The organism is Streptomyces sp. NPDC048696, from assembly GCF_043198895.1.
GTDB lineage: Bacteria > Actinomycetota > Actinomycetes > Streptomycetales > Streptomycetaceae > Streptomyces.
Genome location: NZ_JBICVJ010000001.1, coordinates 1 through 13,053, shown reverse-complemented (window position 1 = coordinate 13,053; position 13,053 = coordinate 1). Strand labels below are relative to the sequence as shown.

The window sequence follows — 13,053 nt, the reverse complement described above, 5'->3', positions numbered from 1 at the left end:
CGGCCCGTAGTCTCCGCCGTGCGGAGCCCGGCAGCACCGGTGTCAGCGGCACCGCATACGGTCTGCACATGGTTGCTCAAAGATCCTCCCCGCGCTCGATAGATGACTTCGCGACCTGGGAGCCCGTGCTGCAGCTCCTGCGGGCCGACCACGCGAAGAGGCGTACCGCCATCGCGTCCGGTCGCGTGGCGGGGAGCATCGGTCGGCATGGCTGGAGTCTGGCGCTGCAGCGACGCCTGCCGCCGCCCGGCCGAGCCGCCCAGATCGAGGACATCCAGGACGAGGTCGACGCGGTGGAGCGGGTGCAAGGCGCGCTCGCGGACGCCGGCGTCGACACCATCTCGTTCACAGCGGAGATCTCGCCCGTGGGGAAGACCATGCTCCATTTGCTCGGGCCCAGCCCCGCTGTGGAGCCGGGCATCGGCAACCCGCACCCGGGGGCACTCATCCTGGTCGAAGACTCCCGTCCCGAGCCCTGGCGCCGCCTGCCCGATCCGGTGCCCGGCGCGGTGCCCGCCGTCTCGGCGGATCCGCAGCTGCTGGAGCAGACACTGCGCGAGCGGTTGCCTGATGCCATCGGCGCGACGGAGGAGGAGATCGCCGCCGCGGAAGTGCGTCTGGGTGTCCCGTTTCCTGCCGAGCTCAAGGCGCTCTACCGCGTGACACGGGCCCGGTGGGAGGACTGGGGCGAGGACTACGAGGCGGCGGAGCGTGTCTATGCGGCGGCCGGATGCGAGCTTTTCGCCCTGGACGACCTGTACATCGCCGATGCGTCATCCCGGTACTGCCACTGGGAGTTCGCGGCGAAGGAGGCGGTCGTCACCCCGCCCGACGCCAGGGTGCAGGGCCTGGTTGGCTCACCCGGCTGGATCGCCTTCGGCGACAACGGGGGAGGTGACCGCCTGGCGGTCGATCTGACCCCTGGCCCCCGCGGACACACCGGACAGATCATCATGCTCAGCCACGAAGAGGACACCGGTGCAGAGCTCCTGGCCGACTCCCTCACGGACCTGGTGCTTAACCGGCCGAGCGAAGAACACGGCGATCACCGCGCGGATCAGCCGCCGGTCGCGGCCTGGGTCAACACCGCGAGTCTGAGGAGCATCGAGGCGGCCGCCCACCCCGGTCTGGAAGTCCTGTCCATCGGCGTGTGGGACGGCACGCCGTTCAGCCTGGCTCCCGTCACGGGACTGCCCCGCCTGCGCACCCTTACCGCCTACCCCGGCACGCTCGCCGATCCCCTGGAAATCGCCGAACTCACCGGACTGGAGTTCCTGAAACTCGGCCCGGCAGAATGGCGCGTCCTCCTTGATGCAGGAGCCGTCCCGCGCAGCCTGTCGGCTGCCGCCATCGAGGCGCACAGCCAGCAGGACCCCCTGCCCATCGTGGCCATCGCCAACGAAATCCTGGCTCTGTGGGACCGGCCCCGAATCGTCCAGACCGTTCTGGAAGGCGACCTCGGCCCCGTGGCGTAGCGGACTTGTCACGAGGGACCAGCAGCGGCCTCCGACGGCAGGTCACCGACACCGAAGCGATCATCACCCGTGCTCTGGCCCTCGCGACGCTGTCGTAGATCGTCTCCCTCAGCGACCCCCGCCGTTGTGGCCCTGTCCTCCCGAAGCTACGGCGAAGTGACAAGTAGCTCTCTGTAGTCAGAGTGGCGCTCGGTCAGGATGGCTGGGGCGAGGGCTGGGAACGTTGTTGCCCTGGATGACTGCAAATTCGGCGTGCGCCTGCTCGACGGTCTTGGGGTACGCCTGAGCCTTCTCGTACTCGGCGAGTGCCCGGTAGATGCTGGCCAGGGAAGGGTTCTTGCCCTTGCGCTTGCCGGTGGGAATGATCAGGTCGGGCCGGATCTGCTCGACGGATTCGCCGCCTGCCCGGCGCCGGAGCACGGTGTGCAGCATGTCGTCGGTGATGACCTGGGGTCGGCCGCCGTGCTTGCCCTTGCGGGCCGCGGCGTCGAGCCCCTCCAGCGTGGCTTCGCGGATGTTCTCCCGCTCGGTCTCGGCCATCGCGGCGAAGAACGCGAACAGCAGTCTGCCGTGCCCGCTGGGGTCGTACGTCCCCGCCAGGGGTCCGGCGAGCATCTCCAGGACCAGGCCGAGGGCGGCCAGGTGGTCGGCGAGCGCGGTGAGTTCGGCGGCGTCGCGGCCGAGGCGCTTCATCTCGTGCACGGTGAGGATGACCCGGCAGTGCGGGGCGTGGGCCTTGATCTCGCGGGCGGCCTTGAGTGCGGCCTCGAACTGCGGGCGTACCCGCACGCGGGTGCTGATCTTCTCGCTGAAGATCTTGTCGCGCGGGATGCCGCGCCCGGCGAGCGCGTCGAGCTGCGACTGGAGTTCCTGGGTGAGGGTCGAGCATCGGGCGTAGCCGATGCGGATGTCCGCGCTCGGGGTGTCGTCGGCGATGGGTGTCGGGGGCGGGGTGCCGGGCCGCCACGGCTGTCCCGGTCCCCGGTCGGCCGGGGTGGGCACGCGGAGTCGCTTGGCGAGGCGGGGCACCTGCTTGAAGCGGCCGGTGTGGTAGATCCCGGCGACCGCGCCGCCGCGCGAGCGGCATGGCGAGCCGGGCTCGGCCGTGCAGCGGGGGCAGGGGTGGCGCTCGACGTCGTCCGCGTCGGCCGGGGAAGGCTCTTGAGGGGCCGTCATGGCCCCGGATCTTCTCACAAACGATTCTTAGAAGGGGGTGGATCGCTGGTTTGCGTGAGAACGGGTTCTGAGAACCGATCCGGGATCAACGGCGGTCCGGCGGCCCGTTTCCGATCTCACTCTGGGAAAGGACCGTTTCTGACAGTGGTGTGGCGTGCGGCTACGGCCTGCGCGTCGGCTCTTGCGGTCATGAGTGCGGCTCTTGACCCTCACGTGACGTCAGGCTGCATAGTCGGTGCCGTGGAAGATCACTGGACTGTGGGGCGCGTGGCCGAGCTGGCCGGCGTGAGCGTCCGCACGCTGCATCACTATGACGAGATCGGGCTCGTGCGTCCGTCGGCGCGGACCGCAGGTGGGTACCGGGCCTACTCGGACGGTGACGTCGAGCGGCTGCGGGAGGTGCTGGCCTACCGGCGGCTGGGCTTCGGGTTGCGGGAGGTTGCGGAACTGGTCGGCGACTCGTCCACCGACGCGGTCGCGCACCTGCGCCGACTGCGCGGGCTGCTGCTGGAGCGGCGCGATCGAGCTGACGCCATGGTGGCGGCCATCGACAGGGAACTTGAGGCACGGGCGAGGGGACTGAAGGTGACACCGGAGGAGCAACTGGGGATGCTCGGTGCACGACTGTACGACGCGATCGGCGGCGCCTACACAGCGACGCGGCGTACCGAGCCGCGGATCGCCGCGCAGATCTTGGACGCGCTCGGGGACGCGCGGACGGTGCTGAATGTCGGGGCCGGCACCGGCTCCTACGAACCGGCTGATCGTGAGGTGACCGCAGTGGAGCCGTCGGAGGTCATGCGGCGTCAGCGGCCTGCCGGCTCGGCGCCGTGCGTGGCCGCCGCCGCGGAGAGCCTGCCGTTCGAGGACCACTCCTTCGACGTCGCGATGGCCGTCTCCACTGTTCACCACTGGGGAGACCCGATAGCGGGGCTGCGCGAGATGCGCCGTGTGGCCCGCCGCGTGGTGGTGCTGACGTTCGACACCGACGAGCCCGGATGGCAGGGCCGGTTCTGGCTTACCCGTGACTACCTGCCCGAGTTCGCCACCGTCCTCGCAGAATTTCCCTCACTTGCGGGGATGGCCGACGCGATCGGCGCTCGCACTGAACCGGTGCCCATCCCGTGGGACTGCACTGACGGCCTGTTCGAGGCGTACTGGCGCAGACCGGGGGCGTATCTGGAGGAGCACGTCCGCCGTGCGATGTCGGTGTGGACGAGGGTCGGGCCGGACGCAGAGCAGCGGGCGGTGCGAAGCCTCCGCGACGACCTCGACTCCGGCCGCTGGGCTGAGCGCAACAGCGACCTCGCCCACCTCGACACGGCAGACCTCGGCCTCCGCCTGCTCATAGCTTGAATGGGCACCGGTCCGGACTGACCCGGGTTACTCCTCCTCGTCACCGTCCTCGGGTGCGTCTGGGTCGCGGAAGGGACGCAGGCCCTGGCCGGGGCCGCTGGCGGTGATGTTGAACAGGTAGCGGCCCAGGAAGTTGACGTGCCGGTCCTTGAGCGGGGAGAGCCAGGCGACGTCCTCGTCCTTGATGTCGTGGCCCTCGGCGCGGAGCCGGGCCACGGCGGCGTCGAGGTAGCGGGTGTTCCACAGGACGACGGCGTTGAGGACCAGGCCGAGGGCGGCGAGCTGGTCCTCCTGGCCCTCACGGTACGCCTGGCGGATCTGGCCCCGGCCGCCGTGGCAGATCGCGCGGGCGAGCCGGTGGCGGGACTCCTGCACGGTGAGCTGCCGGTTCATCAGCCGACGGTAGGTGTCGTCCACCGGGTCGACCAGGGCGAGCAGGTGCATGGTCTTGTCGATGCGTCCGTACTCGGCGAACGCCGCCCCCAGCGGGGTCGGGTGCCCCTCGCGGCCGAACATCCGCAGCAGGTCGTAGGCCCGCACCTGGTTAGTGATGAGCGACCCGGCCACCCGCAGCATGTCCGGCCAGTGCGTGGCGATCTTCTTCAGGTTGACCTTGTTGCAGGCCACGGCCTCCAGCGGTCCGTATCCGACCGACGGCTGTTCGCCGTCGGGCAGGTCGGCCCGCCAGAACCGCTGATCGGCCAGGTCACGGAAGCGCGGGGCGAAGCGGAAGCCGAGCATCTTGTACAGGCCAAACGCCATGTCGGAGTACGAGGCGTTACCGGTCGCCACCATCTCCGGCTTCACCCCGCCGTCCAGGTTCAGCAGGGTGTCCAGGGTGTAGAGGCTGTCGCGCGGGGTGCCGCGCACGACCATCGCGCCGATACCGGCGACCTGGTCGTTGACGGCGTTGAGCCAGGTCACGCCGCGTTTGTAGCCGTAGTACTTGGGCGAAGGCCCGGTGTTGATGCTCTTGACGGGGACGACGAAGCGCAGGCCGTCAACGGAGGCGAGCAGTCCGCCGCCCCACATCTGGGCCAGCTCGATGCGGGACTGCGCGCCGATCAGCGCGGCGTTCGCCGCGGCGATGGTGTCGGCGCGCACGTAGTTCTGGTCGACGTGCGAGAGCCGCGAGCGGGTCAGCGCCTTGTTGTTCGGGTCGATGACCGGGGTCAGCCCGATGTTGCAGCTCTGGGAGACCAGCAGGGCAACCAGGGAGACGAGCAGCCCCTCCATGCGGGTGCGCCGGTCGGAGACGTGTCCGAAGGAGTCGAGGAACCCGGTCCAGGAGTGAACCTCGAACAGCAAGTCCGGCAGGTCGATCCTCGGCAGCATCGCCTCCGTGGTCGCCTTCAGCCAGGTCAGCGACTCCGGCTCGCCCACCGCGCCGAGCTTGTCCACGCTCAGCCGGGCACGTCCCCCGCCCTCGGGAACGACGATCTCCACCTTCGCGTCGGCGCCGGCCTCCTGAAGGCGGTCGGCCATCTGCCGCCACGCCGCATCCAGCCCGCGCGTGAGCTGGGCCAGATGCTCGGTCGCGTCCTCGGTCAGGGACAGGCCCGCCAGCACGTCTGGGCGCATCGCCTCCCACCGCAGCCCGTCCAGCAGCCTCGCGCGCGGGTCCGCCCACCGGTTCGAGGGGGCCGCGAAGACGTCGCGCCGGTTCAGCGCGCGGTGCAGCTGCTCCAGCACGCACACCACGTACGCGTCCCGGTCGACGGCGCCCTGGGGCAGCTTGGCGTTGGAGAACACCGCCCGGCGCCACATCGCGGGCACCAGGTCGGCGTCGACCTCGCGGGGCAGCAGTGGCCGGTCCTTGACCCGGCGGCGCGAGAGCGCGGGCAGGCGGCGCACCGCCTTGAGGATGCGCCGCCCGGCCGGGGCCGCGTCCAGCGCCTCCGACTCGCCTAGCAGGGACAGGAACGGGCGCACGGTGTTGTAGCGCAGGCCGAGTTTCTCGCGCATCGCGGCTTCGGCCTACCCGTCGTCCTCGGGCACCAATGCCTCCACCGTCGCGACGGCCCCGGCCACCGCCGTGCGCGGCACGGCTTCCTCCACCGCCGCCCACAGTGCGGCGACGTCCAGGTCCGCGTCGTGCTCGACGACCAGGTCCAGCTCCTCGATCAGGATCTTCGACGCCTTCGCCAGGATGCGCGCCGCCTTCTCCAGCTGCGGCAGCATCGCCAACCGCTCCCGCTCCGAGGCCCGCCGCGCGGGGCTGATCAGCCGGTTCGCCATCAGCACCGCGAACAGGTCCAGCGCGTCATCGACCGCCTGCGCCTCCAGCTGCCGCACCACCGCCGTCAGCAGCGCCGTGCGCCGCGGCTCCGGTGCCCGCTCGATCGTCTGCGCCTTGCTCAGCTGCCCGTACCGGGCCAGCGTGGACAGCCGGTTCACCGGTACCCGGGACAGGTCCACCCGCCCGAGCGCGAACGCGGAGATCTCCTCCACCCGCTCCATCGCCCGCACCATCGCGGTCCCCGTCGACTTCACCGGCGGCGTGCGCAGCCGCTCCAGCTCCGAGACCCGCTTGCCCTCCGGCACCACCAGCAGCCCGGCCAGCGCCGGCGCGAGCGCCGGATCGGCCCGGTGCGCGGCACGGGCCACCGCCTCGTACAGGCGCCGCTCGGCCGCCGTACGGGCCTCTGCCACCTGCCGGGCCAGCACCGACACCCCCGGCAGCAGCACCCGGTTCTTCCGCAGCCACGTCACCGCGTGGTTGAACAGCGCCACCGGCCCCTCGGCGTGGGTCCACGCCCGCCCGTACAGGAAGCTGCGGAACTCCCGCCCCCACTGCCGGTCGGTGAAGTCCCGGTACCTGAAGCGCTCCTGGATCTGGCCCGCGTGCTCGTACACCGTCGACCGGCGCTCCGGATACCGCTTCACACACGAGGCGTCGGCGATGCCGAGCTGCCCAGCCAGGTAGTCCACGATCCCCCACGGCACCGCGAGCGGGTCCTCGCCCAGGAACCGGCCGACGTAGCGGACGGTGCAGATCTGCACCGCCATGCCCAGCCGGTGCGCGTCCGTACGACGCAGCGCGATCAGATCACGGTCGTCATCGTCGAGGAAGAAGAACCGCTCCAACTCCGGGCGCGTGGGCGCCTCGGTGAACGTCCCGTACGCCTCGGCCTGCTCATGGGTCAGAAATTCCACCGGCACGAGCGGACCATAGCCAGCGCCCCGGCCCGCCTGGCGATCTTTCCTCGAACCCCAGCGTCAGCCGTATGCCGTGTGCTAGCCGACCATGATCGTTCTCATCGGGATTTCCTGTACGCCAACTACTCACACCCGGGATCGGCGTCGAGCGCATCGAGCACTGCGTCGCCGTTCGTCCTCGCCCACTCGGTCAGCATGTGGATCGGATCGATCAGCGTCGCCCCGAGCGGGGTGAGTTCGTACTCGACGCGGGGCGGCACCTCGGCGTAGGCGTGGCGGCGGATGAGTCCGTGCGCCTGGAGCCGTCGGAGCGTCTGGGTGAGCATCTTGCGGGAGATGCCGCCGATCAGCTCGACCAGCTCGCCATGGCGCACCGGGCCCTTGCTGAGGCCGTAGAGCACGACCACCGTCCACTTGTCGGCGATGAGCTCGACCGCCAGACGCGCCGGACAGTCGGCGAGAAAGGGAGCACCGGGTCCGAAACCGCTCATGGTGCCAAAGGTACCTGCTGGTTCCTGTCAAATTCATAGCCTGGGTTCTCTTCTCCCCTCCGAAAAAGCCAGGAGAGTCATGCGAGTCATTACCCAGGAGACGCTCGGTGGTCCCGAGGTGCTCACCATTGTGGACGGGCCCGAGCCCCAGCCCCTCCCGACCGAGGTACTCGTCCGTGTCAAGGCGATCGGGCTGAACCCGCTGGAGGCGCGCTTGCGCGCCGGCGAGTTCCCGCTGATCGGCCGGCCGCCGTTCGTCCTCGGCTGGGACATCAGCGGCGTGGTCGAACAGGCGCCGCAGACGTGGCGGTTCAGGCCCGGCGACGAGGTGTTCGGGATGCCGCTGTTCCCGCGGGCGGCGAGCGCGTACGCCGAGTTCGTGTCGGCGCCGGCTTTGCACCTGGCACGCAAGCCGGCGTCGCTCTCGCACGTCGAGGCGTCGGCGCTGCCGGTCGTCGGGCTGACGGCGTGGCAGGGCCTCGTCGACCTCGGCGGCGTGACCGAGGGCGACCGCGTCCTGGTCCACGGCGGTGGCGGCGGGGTCGGCCACGTCGCGATCCAGATCGCGAAAGCGCTCGGCGCGTACGTGATCGCGACCGCCAGCGGGGGCAAGCGGACGTTCGTCGAGGAGTTCGGCGCCGACGAGGTGATCGACTACACGACGGTCGACTTCAACAAGGCGGTCCGCGACATCGACGTCGTGCTCGACACGATCGGCGGCGACACCGTCGAGCGGTCGCTCGACGTGCTCCGCCCAGGCGGTCACCTGGTGACAGCGGTCGCCGAGGAGAATTCGGAGCTCATCGCCAAGTACGAGGCGGCCGGCATGCACTTCAGCGGCATCGCGGTCGACCCCGATCCCGTCGCCCTGCGAGGTCTCGTCGAACTCGTCGAACAGGGCAGGCTCCGGGTCCACGTGCAGGAGACGTTCCCGTTCGAGCACGTCGCCGACGCGCACCGGCTGCTCGACGCAGGCCACCTCCAGGGCAAGCTCGTCCTCACTGTCTGATCCCGTCGTGGGGCCTCGCGTGAGCGAGGCCCCACGGATGAACGGCTGGTGACTCGCGCCTGTGACAACCCGGCAAGGGTCTGCTGCTTCCGCGAACGCGACTTCCGCGAATGCCAGATCGTTCGAGAACCCCGGGCCTCCGCCTTCTCAAACGACCTGGCATCCCAGCAGGTCAAAGCTCGCTGTCTGACAGATGCGCTGCGACAGGACAGACAGCCGTGCGAGACCAACCAACACCCCACCGTCAAGCAGGGATTGTCAGTGGCCTCTTCTACGGTCTTCCCATGGGATTCACCTCGGCCTGGTCGGTCAGTGTCCACGACGACGCGTTCATCAACGCGCTGCGTCCCCGGCTGCTCCCTTCGATCGCCGCGGAACGGAGCGAGCCGTTCGCGCGGGAGCGGTGGGAGCGCTGGCGCCGAGAGCCACTGCCGGACTTCCGGACCTGGTGGCAGTCCTTCGGCCGGTCCGACAGGGGGGAGGCTGACGCGCTGCGCTCGTTCCACGAGCTGACCACCTCCGGCGAGCACATACGGAAGATGTATGACGGTCTGTCGCCCGAGGACGACTTCTGCCTGCTCACCCATGTCTGGGACCTGGTCGACGGGGAGGACATCTTCCTCTCGGTCCACAGCAAGGACTTCGCGCTGCGGTCCTTCTTCCACGCGATCGGCCCGGAGCGGGCTGCCCTGCTGCCCGGCTGGTGCGGCAACTTCCTCCTCACCGCCACGCAGGCGCGCCACACGCTGCCCGCCATCGAACGGGCCCTGGCCTTCACGCACCAGGAGCGCGCGGCGGCACAGGATCAGGACTGGCTGGACTACCGCGACGGCGAGGAAAGCGTCCTGGACGGGCCGCTGCGGATGTGGCGCAAGGCCGTGACGGACGGACGCGGCCTGTGTGGCGTGTCCGTCATCGTCTGCTGATGAACCGGCTCCGCGCCCCGGTGAGCGTGCGCTGCTGTCCATCCTGGTCTGCGGCTGTCCGGTGGAGACGTGTCGATCTGCGGCCGCTAGGGCCTGTCTCCTTGAATGGCTATGGGCGCCATTCCTGCTGGTAGGCGGGGTGTTCGGCGTATGACTGGCCGAGGACTCGCAGTGCGTATGCCAGGCCGGCCGAGCGGGAGTCCGCGGGGTCCATGGCTTTGTAGTCGTTCGCCAGTTGCTCGATCAGGTCGAGCATGGGGAGGTGGCTGTCGAGGAGAGCCTCGCCGCCCAGGGTGTCAGCCACGTAGGCATAGGCGTGGTTGTCGTCCATGATGCGTGCGACGAGGAACTTGACAAGATCGTCCATGTGACCGTCTTCGCGGGTGGTGCGCTTGGGTAGCGGACAACCAGGTCGAGCTGGTCTTCCTGCCCACCTACGGCTCGTGGCTGAACTGGATCGAGTCCGAGTCCGAGTTCGCGGCGCTTCGGGGGTTCGGTGAGGCCGGGCTGATGGTGCGGGTGCGGGGTGGTGCCGCCGGGGGACTAGCCGGCCGGCACCGGTGCACGTAACGACCCCTACGCGGACTTCAGCATGCAGCGGCGAGCCTACGCCGGGCCAGGCTGCTGAGGACGGTTCAGATGCGAGACCACCCGGACGTGCGAACGTGCCCCGTCGCGTTGATCAAGCGCTAGGGAGCGCCGAACAGGTGCTGGGGCTGCTCGCGTTGACGGATGGGACCGGCGACGGCTTCGCGGGCCGGGTCTTCCGGCCCGGTCATCAGCTGGCATGGACCGTCGGTGAAGCCTGTTGGTGTGTGGTGAGCGGGGCTCGCGTACGTGCGAAGTGGCCTCGGGCCCCGTTCGTTCCGTCTGCCTGTCGAAGACGGTGTTCCCACGGGCGGGCGGGCGCGTGCGGCACGCTGGACATCCGGCACCACGGGTGCCGGGAAGGCGTCGGCCTTCTCTGTGTGGGTAGCGTCTTCTCCCTTCATGGTGAACGAGCGGGTATGGGAGGGGCGGGAGTTGCGGTTGCGGTCGGAGCACTGGGAAGCGTTGCGCGTCCTGGCGGCCGGGGAGGCGGTGGGCCATGGCTGGGTCGGCCCGCGGTGCGGCATCTCAGCGGCGGTCTTCCGCGGCCTGGCCGGGCTGGGCTTGTGCGAGATGGCCCCGCCCGAGGTGCTGCCCACGCTCGGGTTCGGCCGCCAGGTCGGCTGGGCGGTACGCCTGACCGCGGATGGCCACGACGCCCTGCTCTACGAGGCCGACCGGAACGCGGCCCCGCCCCAGCGCCCCGAACGGCCGGCCGATCCCGCCCTGCGGCAGGTCACGCTGCCGTCGGCAGACATGATGGTGCTGCGCCGTTACGTGACGCTGTGGGCCCGACTGCGGTGCCCACCCGCCGAGGGCTTGGAGCAGGCGCTGCGCGATGCCGTCCAGGGTGCGCCGGGCGGCCGCTACGAGGTGTGGCTGACTGAGCGTCAGATGGCCTCGGTGGCACGGGCGTTCTTCCTGGAGCGGGTTTCCGGGGCGGGCGCGCCAGCCAATCGGTTCGGCCGCGAGTGCGGGGCCGCTCACCACAGGGCATAGAACGGGACTATCGCTGGTGTGCGCGTGGCCGCTGGCCAGGGATCATGAATGACGGCGGAGTCCGTCCTCGCCCCTTCCCCCGGCTGCAGCTGCTTGACCGAAGCCCGGCCGATGCTGCCCTCCTCGTCCTCCGCTATCTCGCCGAAGGGCCCGAGGCGGGCCGGCTCTCCACCTCGCTCCTGTGACCTCAGCCGTGAAGTAGCGGTTAGGTGTGTGAGGCGGTGGGCGCTGGAGGATGATGCGGGGCGTGGTTTCAACACTGTCTCTGCTGCATGCGGCTCCGTCCGAGTTCACGATCGAGCGGGTGCGTGCCCTGGTGCGGCAGGTCGGCCCCGAGGCGCCGACGGTCGAGTACAAGGAACAGATGGCCGAGACCGTCGCCCGGGGAGTTGCAGCTCTGGCCAACACCTACGGCGGTCTCCTGCTGATCGGCGTCACCGACAAGACCCGGGTCGTGAAGGGGGTCAAGGAGAAGACCGTCGACGCGGTGGCTGACCACTGTTACGCCAAGATCGAACCGCCCTGGGTGCCCGAGGTCATCCCCGTCCCCCTGGGGCAGGGTTCGGACCGGTACGTGCTCGTCCTGCGGGTGGTCCCCGGGCAGCATCGCCGTCCGCTCCTGGTCGACGGCGTCGCCTATGTACGCGACCACAGCACTACCCACCCGGCGAGCTGGCACAGGCTCAGGGAGCTGTTCGCGGAGACGGCCTCGGCGCAGGAGTCGGCATGGCGTCTTGAGGCCCCTCACCTCCTTGACCGTCCGCAGGGCGGTCCGGATCCGGCCGTGGACTTCGTCATGCGCACCGGAGTGGACTTCCCGGTCTCCGCCGAAGCGCTGTGGCGGCCCCTGTCGGAGCGCAGCATCGACGCGTTCGCCGACGCGCTCAACGAGTCCCGACTCACCGATCTACTCGGCAGCCTGGGGCTCCCTGCGGGGGAGGGAGGCGTTTACCCCTTCCGCCGGGAGGGGTTCAACCGGTCGCGTGATGTGCGGTTGCAGTGGTCAGCGGTCCCCGATAACTGGCCCCCGGGTATGGACCACCCGGTGCAGGCCGTGGCGCGCCTCCAGATCCCGGGCTCGTACGGAGATCACGGCCAGCGGCTCCGTGTGGAACTCGACGTCGTCGCGGGGATCAGCGACATGACGGACGTGCTGCAACGGGGTGGCCGGCCGGCCGAGCCCGTCCGTGAGCTGATCGGTGTTCACAAGGTCGCTGGACTCATGGACGCGATGGTGGGGACGCTGGCCAGCCGGAGCGCCGTCGTGCCTTTGGCCGAGCTGGCTGCAATTGACCCGCTGGCTGTCCCCCAGCCGCGGAACCTCCACGTCGTCATGGGGCGGCGGGTCTCCGAGGTGCTCGACACCACGGCGTTGAGGCCGATCCCGAACGCCGGCCCGTCGCACGGGGCTCATCTTCTTGCCAACCCCGCGCTCGACCTGTCCGACGCCTGCGAGCGCTGGAGGCAGGTGACGCTCTGGATGGAGCAGGCCGCGCTCGACGCGGGACTGCTCGGCATGGAGAACCTTCTCAAGGGAATCGCTCCACCCCGTTGACCTGCGGCGGGAAGGTTCACCGTGGCGCGGCCGGGCCCTCAACCTCGCGGCCGCGCCTTGCGTACGCGCTCGCGGCCGTCGGTCTCCTTGATGAGGCGGATCACCATGTCGAGGCCGGACGTACACCCCCACCCAAGGACCGGGGCTGGGAGTTGTCGTCAAAGTGTCAGGCCCACATCAGGAGCGAGGCGAGGGTGACGGCTGCCTGGTAGGACTCGGCGGTCTTGTCGTAGCGGGTGGGTGCGCCACGAGGCGCCATGGAATCGAGTGAGGTGAGAGACCTTCACCACCGGGTTGTCGCAGCAACCCGGCTGAAGCT

9 protein-coding genes and 1 pseudogene are annotated in these 13,053 nt (G+C 69.9%); 6 read left to right on the top strand and 4 right to left on the bottom strand.

Translation table 11 applies throughout. From position 1 onward, the window contains the following. The first annotated feature begins 68 nt into the window (after positions 1-68). Positions 69-1,475, top strand: coding sequence for an SMI1/KNR4 family protein (locus tag ACGFRG_RS00050; protein WP_393259707.1), 1,407 nt, complete (start codon positions 69-71; stop codon positions 1,473-1,475). A 177-nt stretch (positions 1,476-1,652) separates the two neighbouring features. Here the strand turns inward: ACGFRG_RS00050 and ACGFRG_RS00045 are convergent, their stop codons facing one another. Continuing rightward, on the bottom strand, positions 1,653-2,651 hold the full coding sequence (locus ACGFRG_RS00045; RefSeq protein ID WP_393259704.1) for a recombinase family protein: 999 nt from the start codon (positions 2,649-2,651) through the stop codon (positions 1,653-1,655). Between the two features lie 258 nt (positions 2,652-2,909). Here ACGFRG_RS00045 and ACGFRG_RS00040 point away from each other — a divergent pair, with 258 nt between their 5' ends. Then, on the top strand, positions 2,910-4,007 hold the full coding sequence (locus ACGFRG_RS00040; protein ID WP_393260754.1) for a MerR family DNA-binding transcriptional regulator: 1,098 nt from the start codon (positions 2,910-2,912) through the stop codon (positions 4,005-4,007). A 27-nt stretch (positions 4,008-4,034) separates the two neighbouring features. Here the strand turns inward: ACGFRG_RS00040 and ACGFRG_RS00035 are convergent. Both ACGFRG_RS00035 and ACGFRG_RS00030 read right to left on the bottom strand, forming a co-directional pair. Next, a pseudogene (locus tag ACGFRG_RS00035) lies at positions 4,035-7,169 on the bottom strand (Tn3 family transposase). Positions 7,170-7,288: 119 nt separating this feature from the next. After that, positions 7,289-7,657, bottom strand: a complete 369-nt coding sequence (locus ACGFRG_RS00030; RefSeq protein ID WP_393259701.1) for a winged helix-turn-helix transcriptional regulator — start codon at positions 7,655-7,657, stop codon at positions 7,289-7,291. Positions 7,658-7,736: 79 nt separating this feature from the next. On the opposite strand from ACGFRG_RS00030, the gene ACGFRG_RS00025 reads away from it, so the two are divergent. Both ACGFRG_RS00025 and ACGFRG_RS00020 read left to right on the top strand, forming a co-directional pair. Further along, positions 7,737-8,666, top strand: coding sequence for an NADP-dependent oxidoreductase (locus ACGFRG_RS00025; protein WP_393259698.1), 930 nt, complete (start codon positions 7,737-7,739; stop codon positions 8,664-8,666). 284 nt (positions 8,667-8,950) lie between these two features. Continuing rightward, positions 8,951-9,592 carry a hypothetical protein gene (locus ACGFRG_RS00020; RefSeq protein WP_393259696.1) on the top strand — a complete coding sequence of 214 codons (642 nt, stop codon included), beginning with the start codon at positions 8,951-8,953 and terminating at the stop codon, positions 9,590-9,592. Positions 9,593-9,701: 109 nt separating this feature from the next. Here the strand turns inward: ACGFRG_RS00020 and ACGFRG_RS00015 are convergent, their stop codons facing one another. Continuing rightward, positions 9,702-9,959: a DUF6221 family protein gene (locus ACGFRG_RS00015; protein WP_393259694.1), complete on the bottom strand. Its 258-nt coding sequence runs from the start codon at positions 9,957-9,959 to the stop codon at positions 9,702-9,704. 623 nt (positions 9,960-10,582) lie between these two features. Between ACGFRG_RS00015 and ACGFRG_RS00010 the strand changes: the two genes are divergently transcribed. Together ACGFRG_RS00010 and ACGFRG_RS00005 are read left to right on the top strand one after the other, a co-directional pair. Continuing rightward, entirely contained in the window at positions 10,583-11,179 is a 597-nt protein-coding gene (locus tag ACGFRG_RS00010; RefSeq protein ID WP_393259692.1) for a hypothetical protein, read from the top strand. Between the two features lie 247 nt (positions 11,180-11,426). Beyond that, on the top strand, positions 11,427-12,734 hold the full coding sequence (locus ACGFRG_RS00005) for a helix-turn-helix domain-containing protein (protein WP_393259690.1): 1,308 nt from the start codon (positions 11,427-11,429) through the stop codon (positions 12,732-12,734). Positions 12,735-13,053 lie beyond the last annotated feature (319 nt).

Coding starts and splice junctions, on each gene's coding strand:
- ACGFRG_RS00030 (WP_393259701.1), bottom strand. CDS start 7,657: ATGAGCGGTTTCGGACCCGGTGCTCCCTTTCTCGCCGACTGTCCGGCG.
- ACGFRG_RS00045 (WP_393259704.1), bottom strand. CDS start 2,651: ATGACGGCCCCTCAAGAGCCTTCCCCGGCCGACGCGGACGACGTCGAG.
- ACGFRG_RS00020 (WP_393259696.1), top strand. CDS start 8,951: ATGGGATTCACCTCGGCCTGGTCGGTCAGTGTCCACGACGACGCGTTC.
- ACGFRG_RS00015 (WP_393259694.1), bottom strand. CDS start 9,959: ATGGACGATCTTGTCAAGTTCCTCGTCGCACGCATCATGGACGACAAC.
- ACGFRG_RS00010 (WP_393259692.1), top strand. CDS start 10,583: ATGGTGAACGAGCGGGTATGGGAGGGGCGGGAGTTGCGGTTGCGGTCG.
- ACGFRG_RS00050 (WP_393259707.1), top strand. CDS start 69: ATGGTTGCTCAAAGATCCTCCCCGCGCTCGATAGATGACTTCGCGACC.
- ACGFRG_RS00025 (WP_393259698.1), top strand. CDS start 7,737: ATGCGAGTCATTACCCAGGAGACGCTCGGTGGTCCCGAGGTGCTCACC.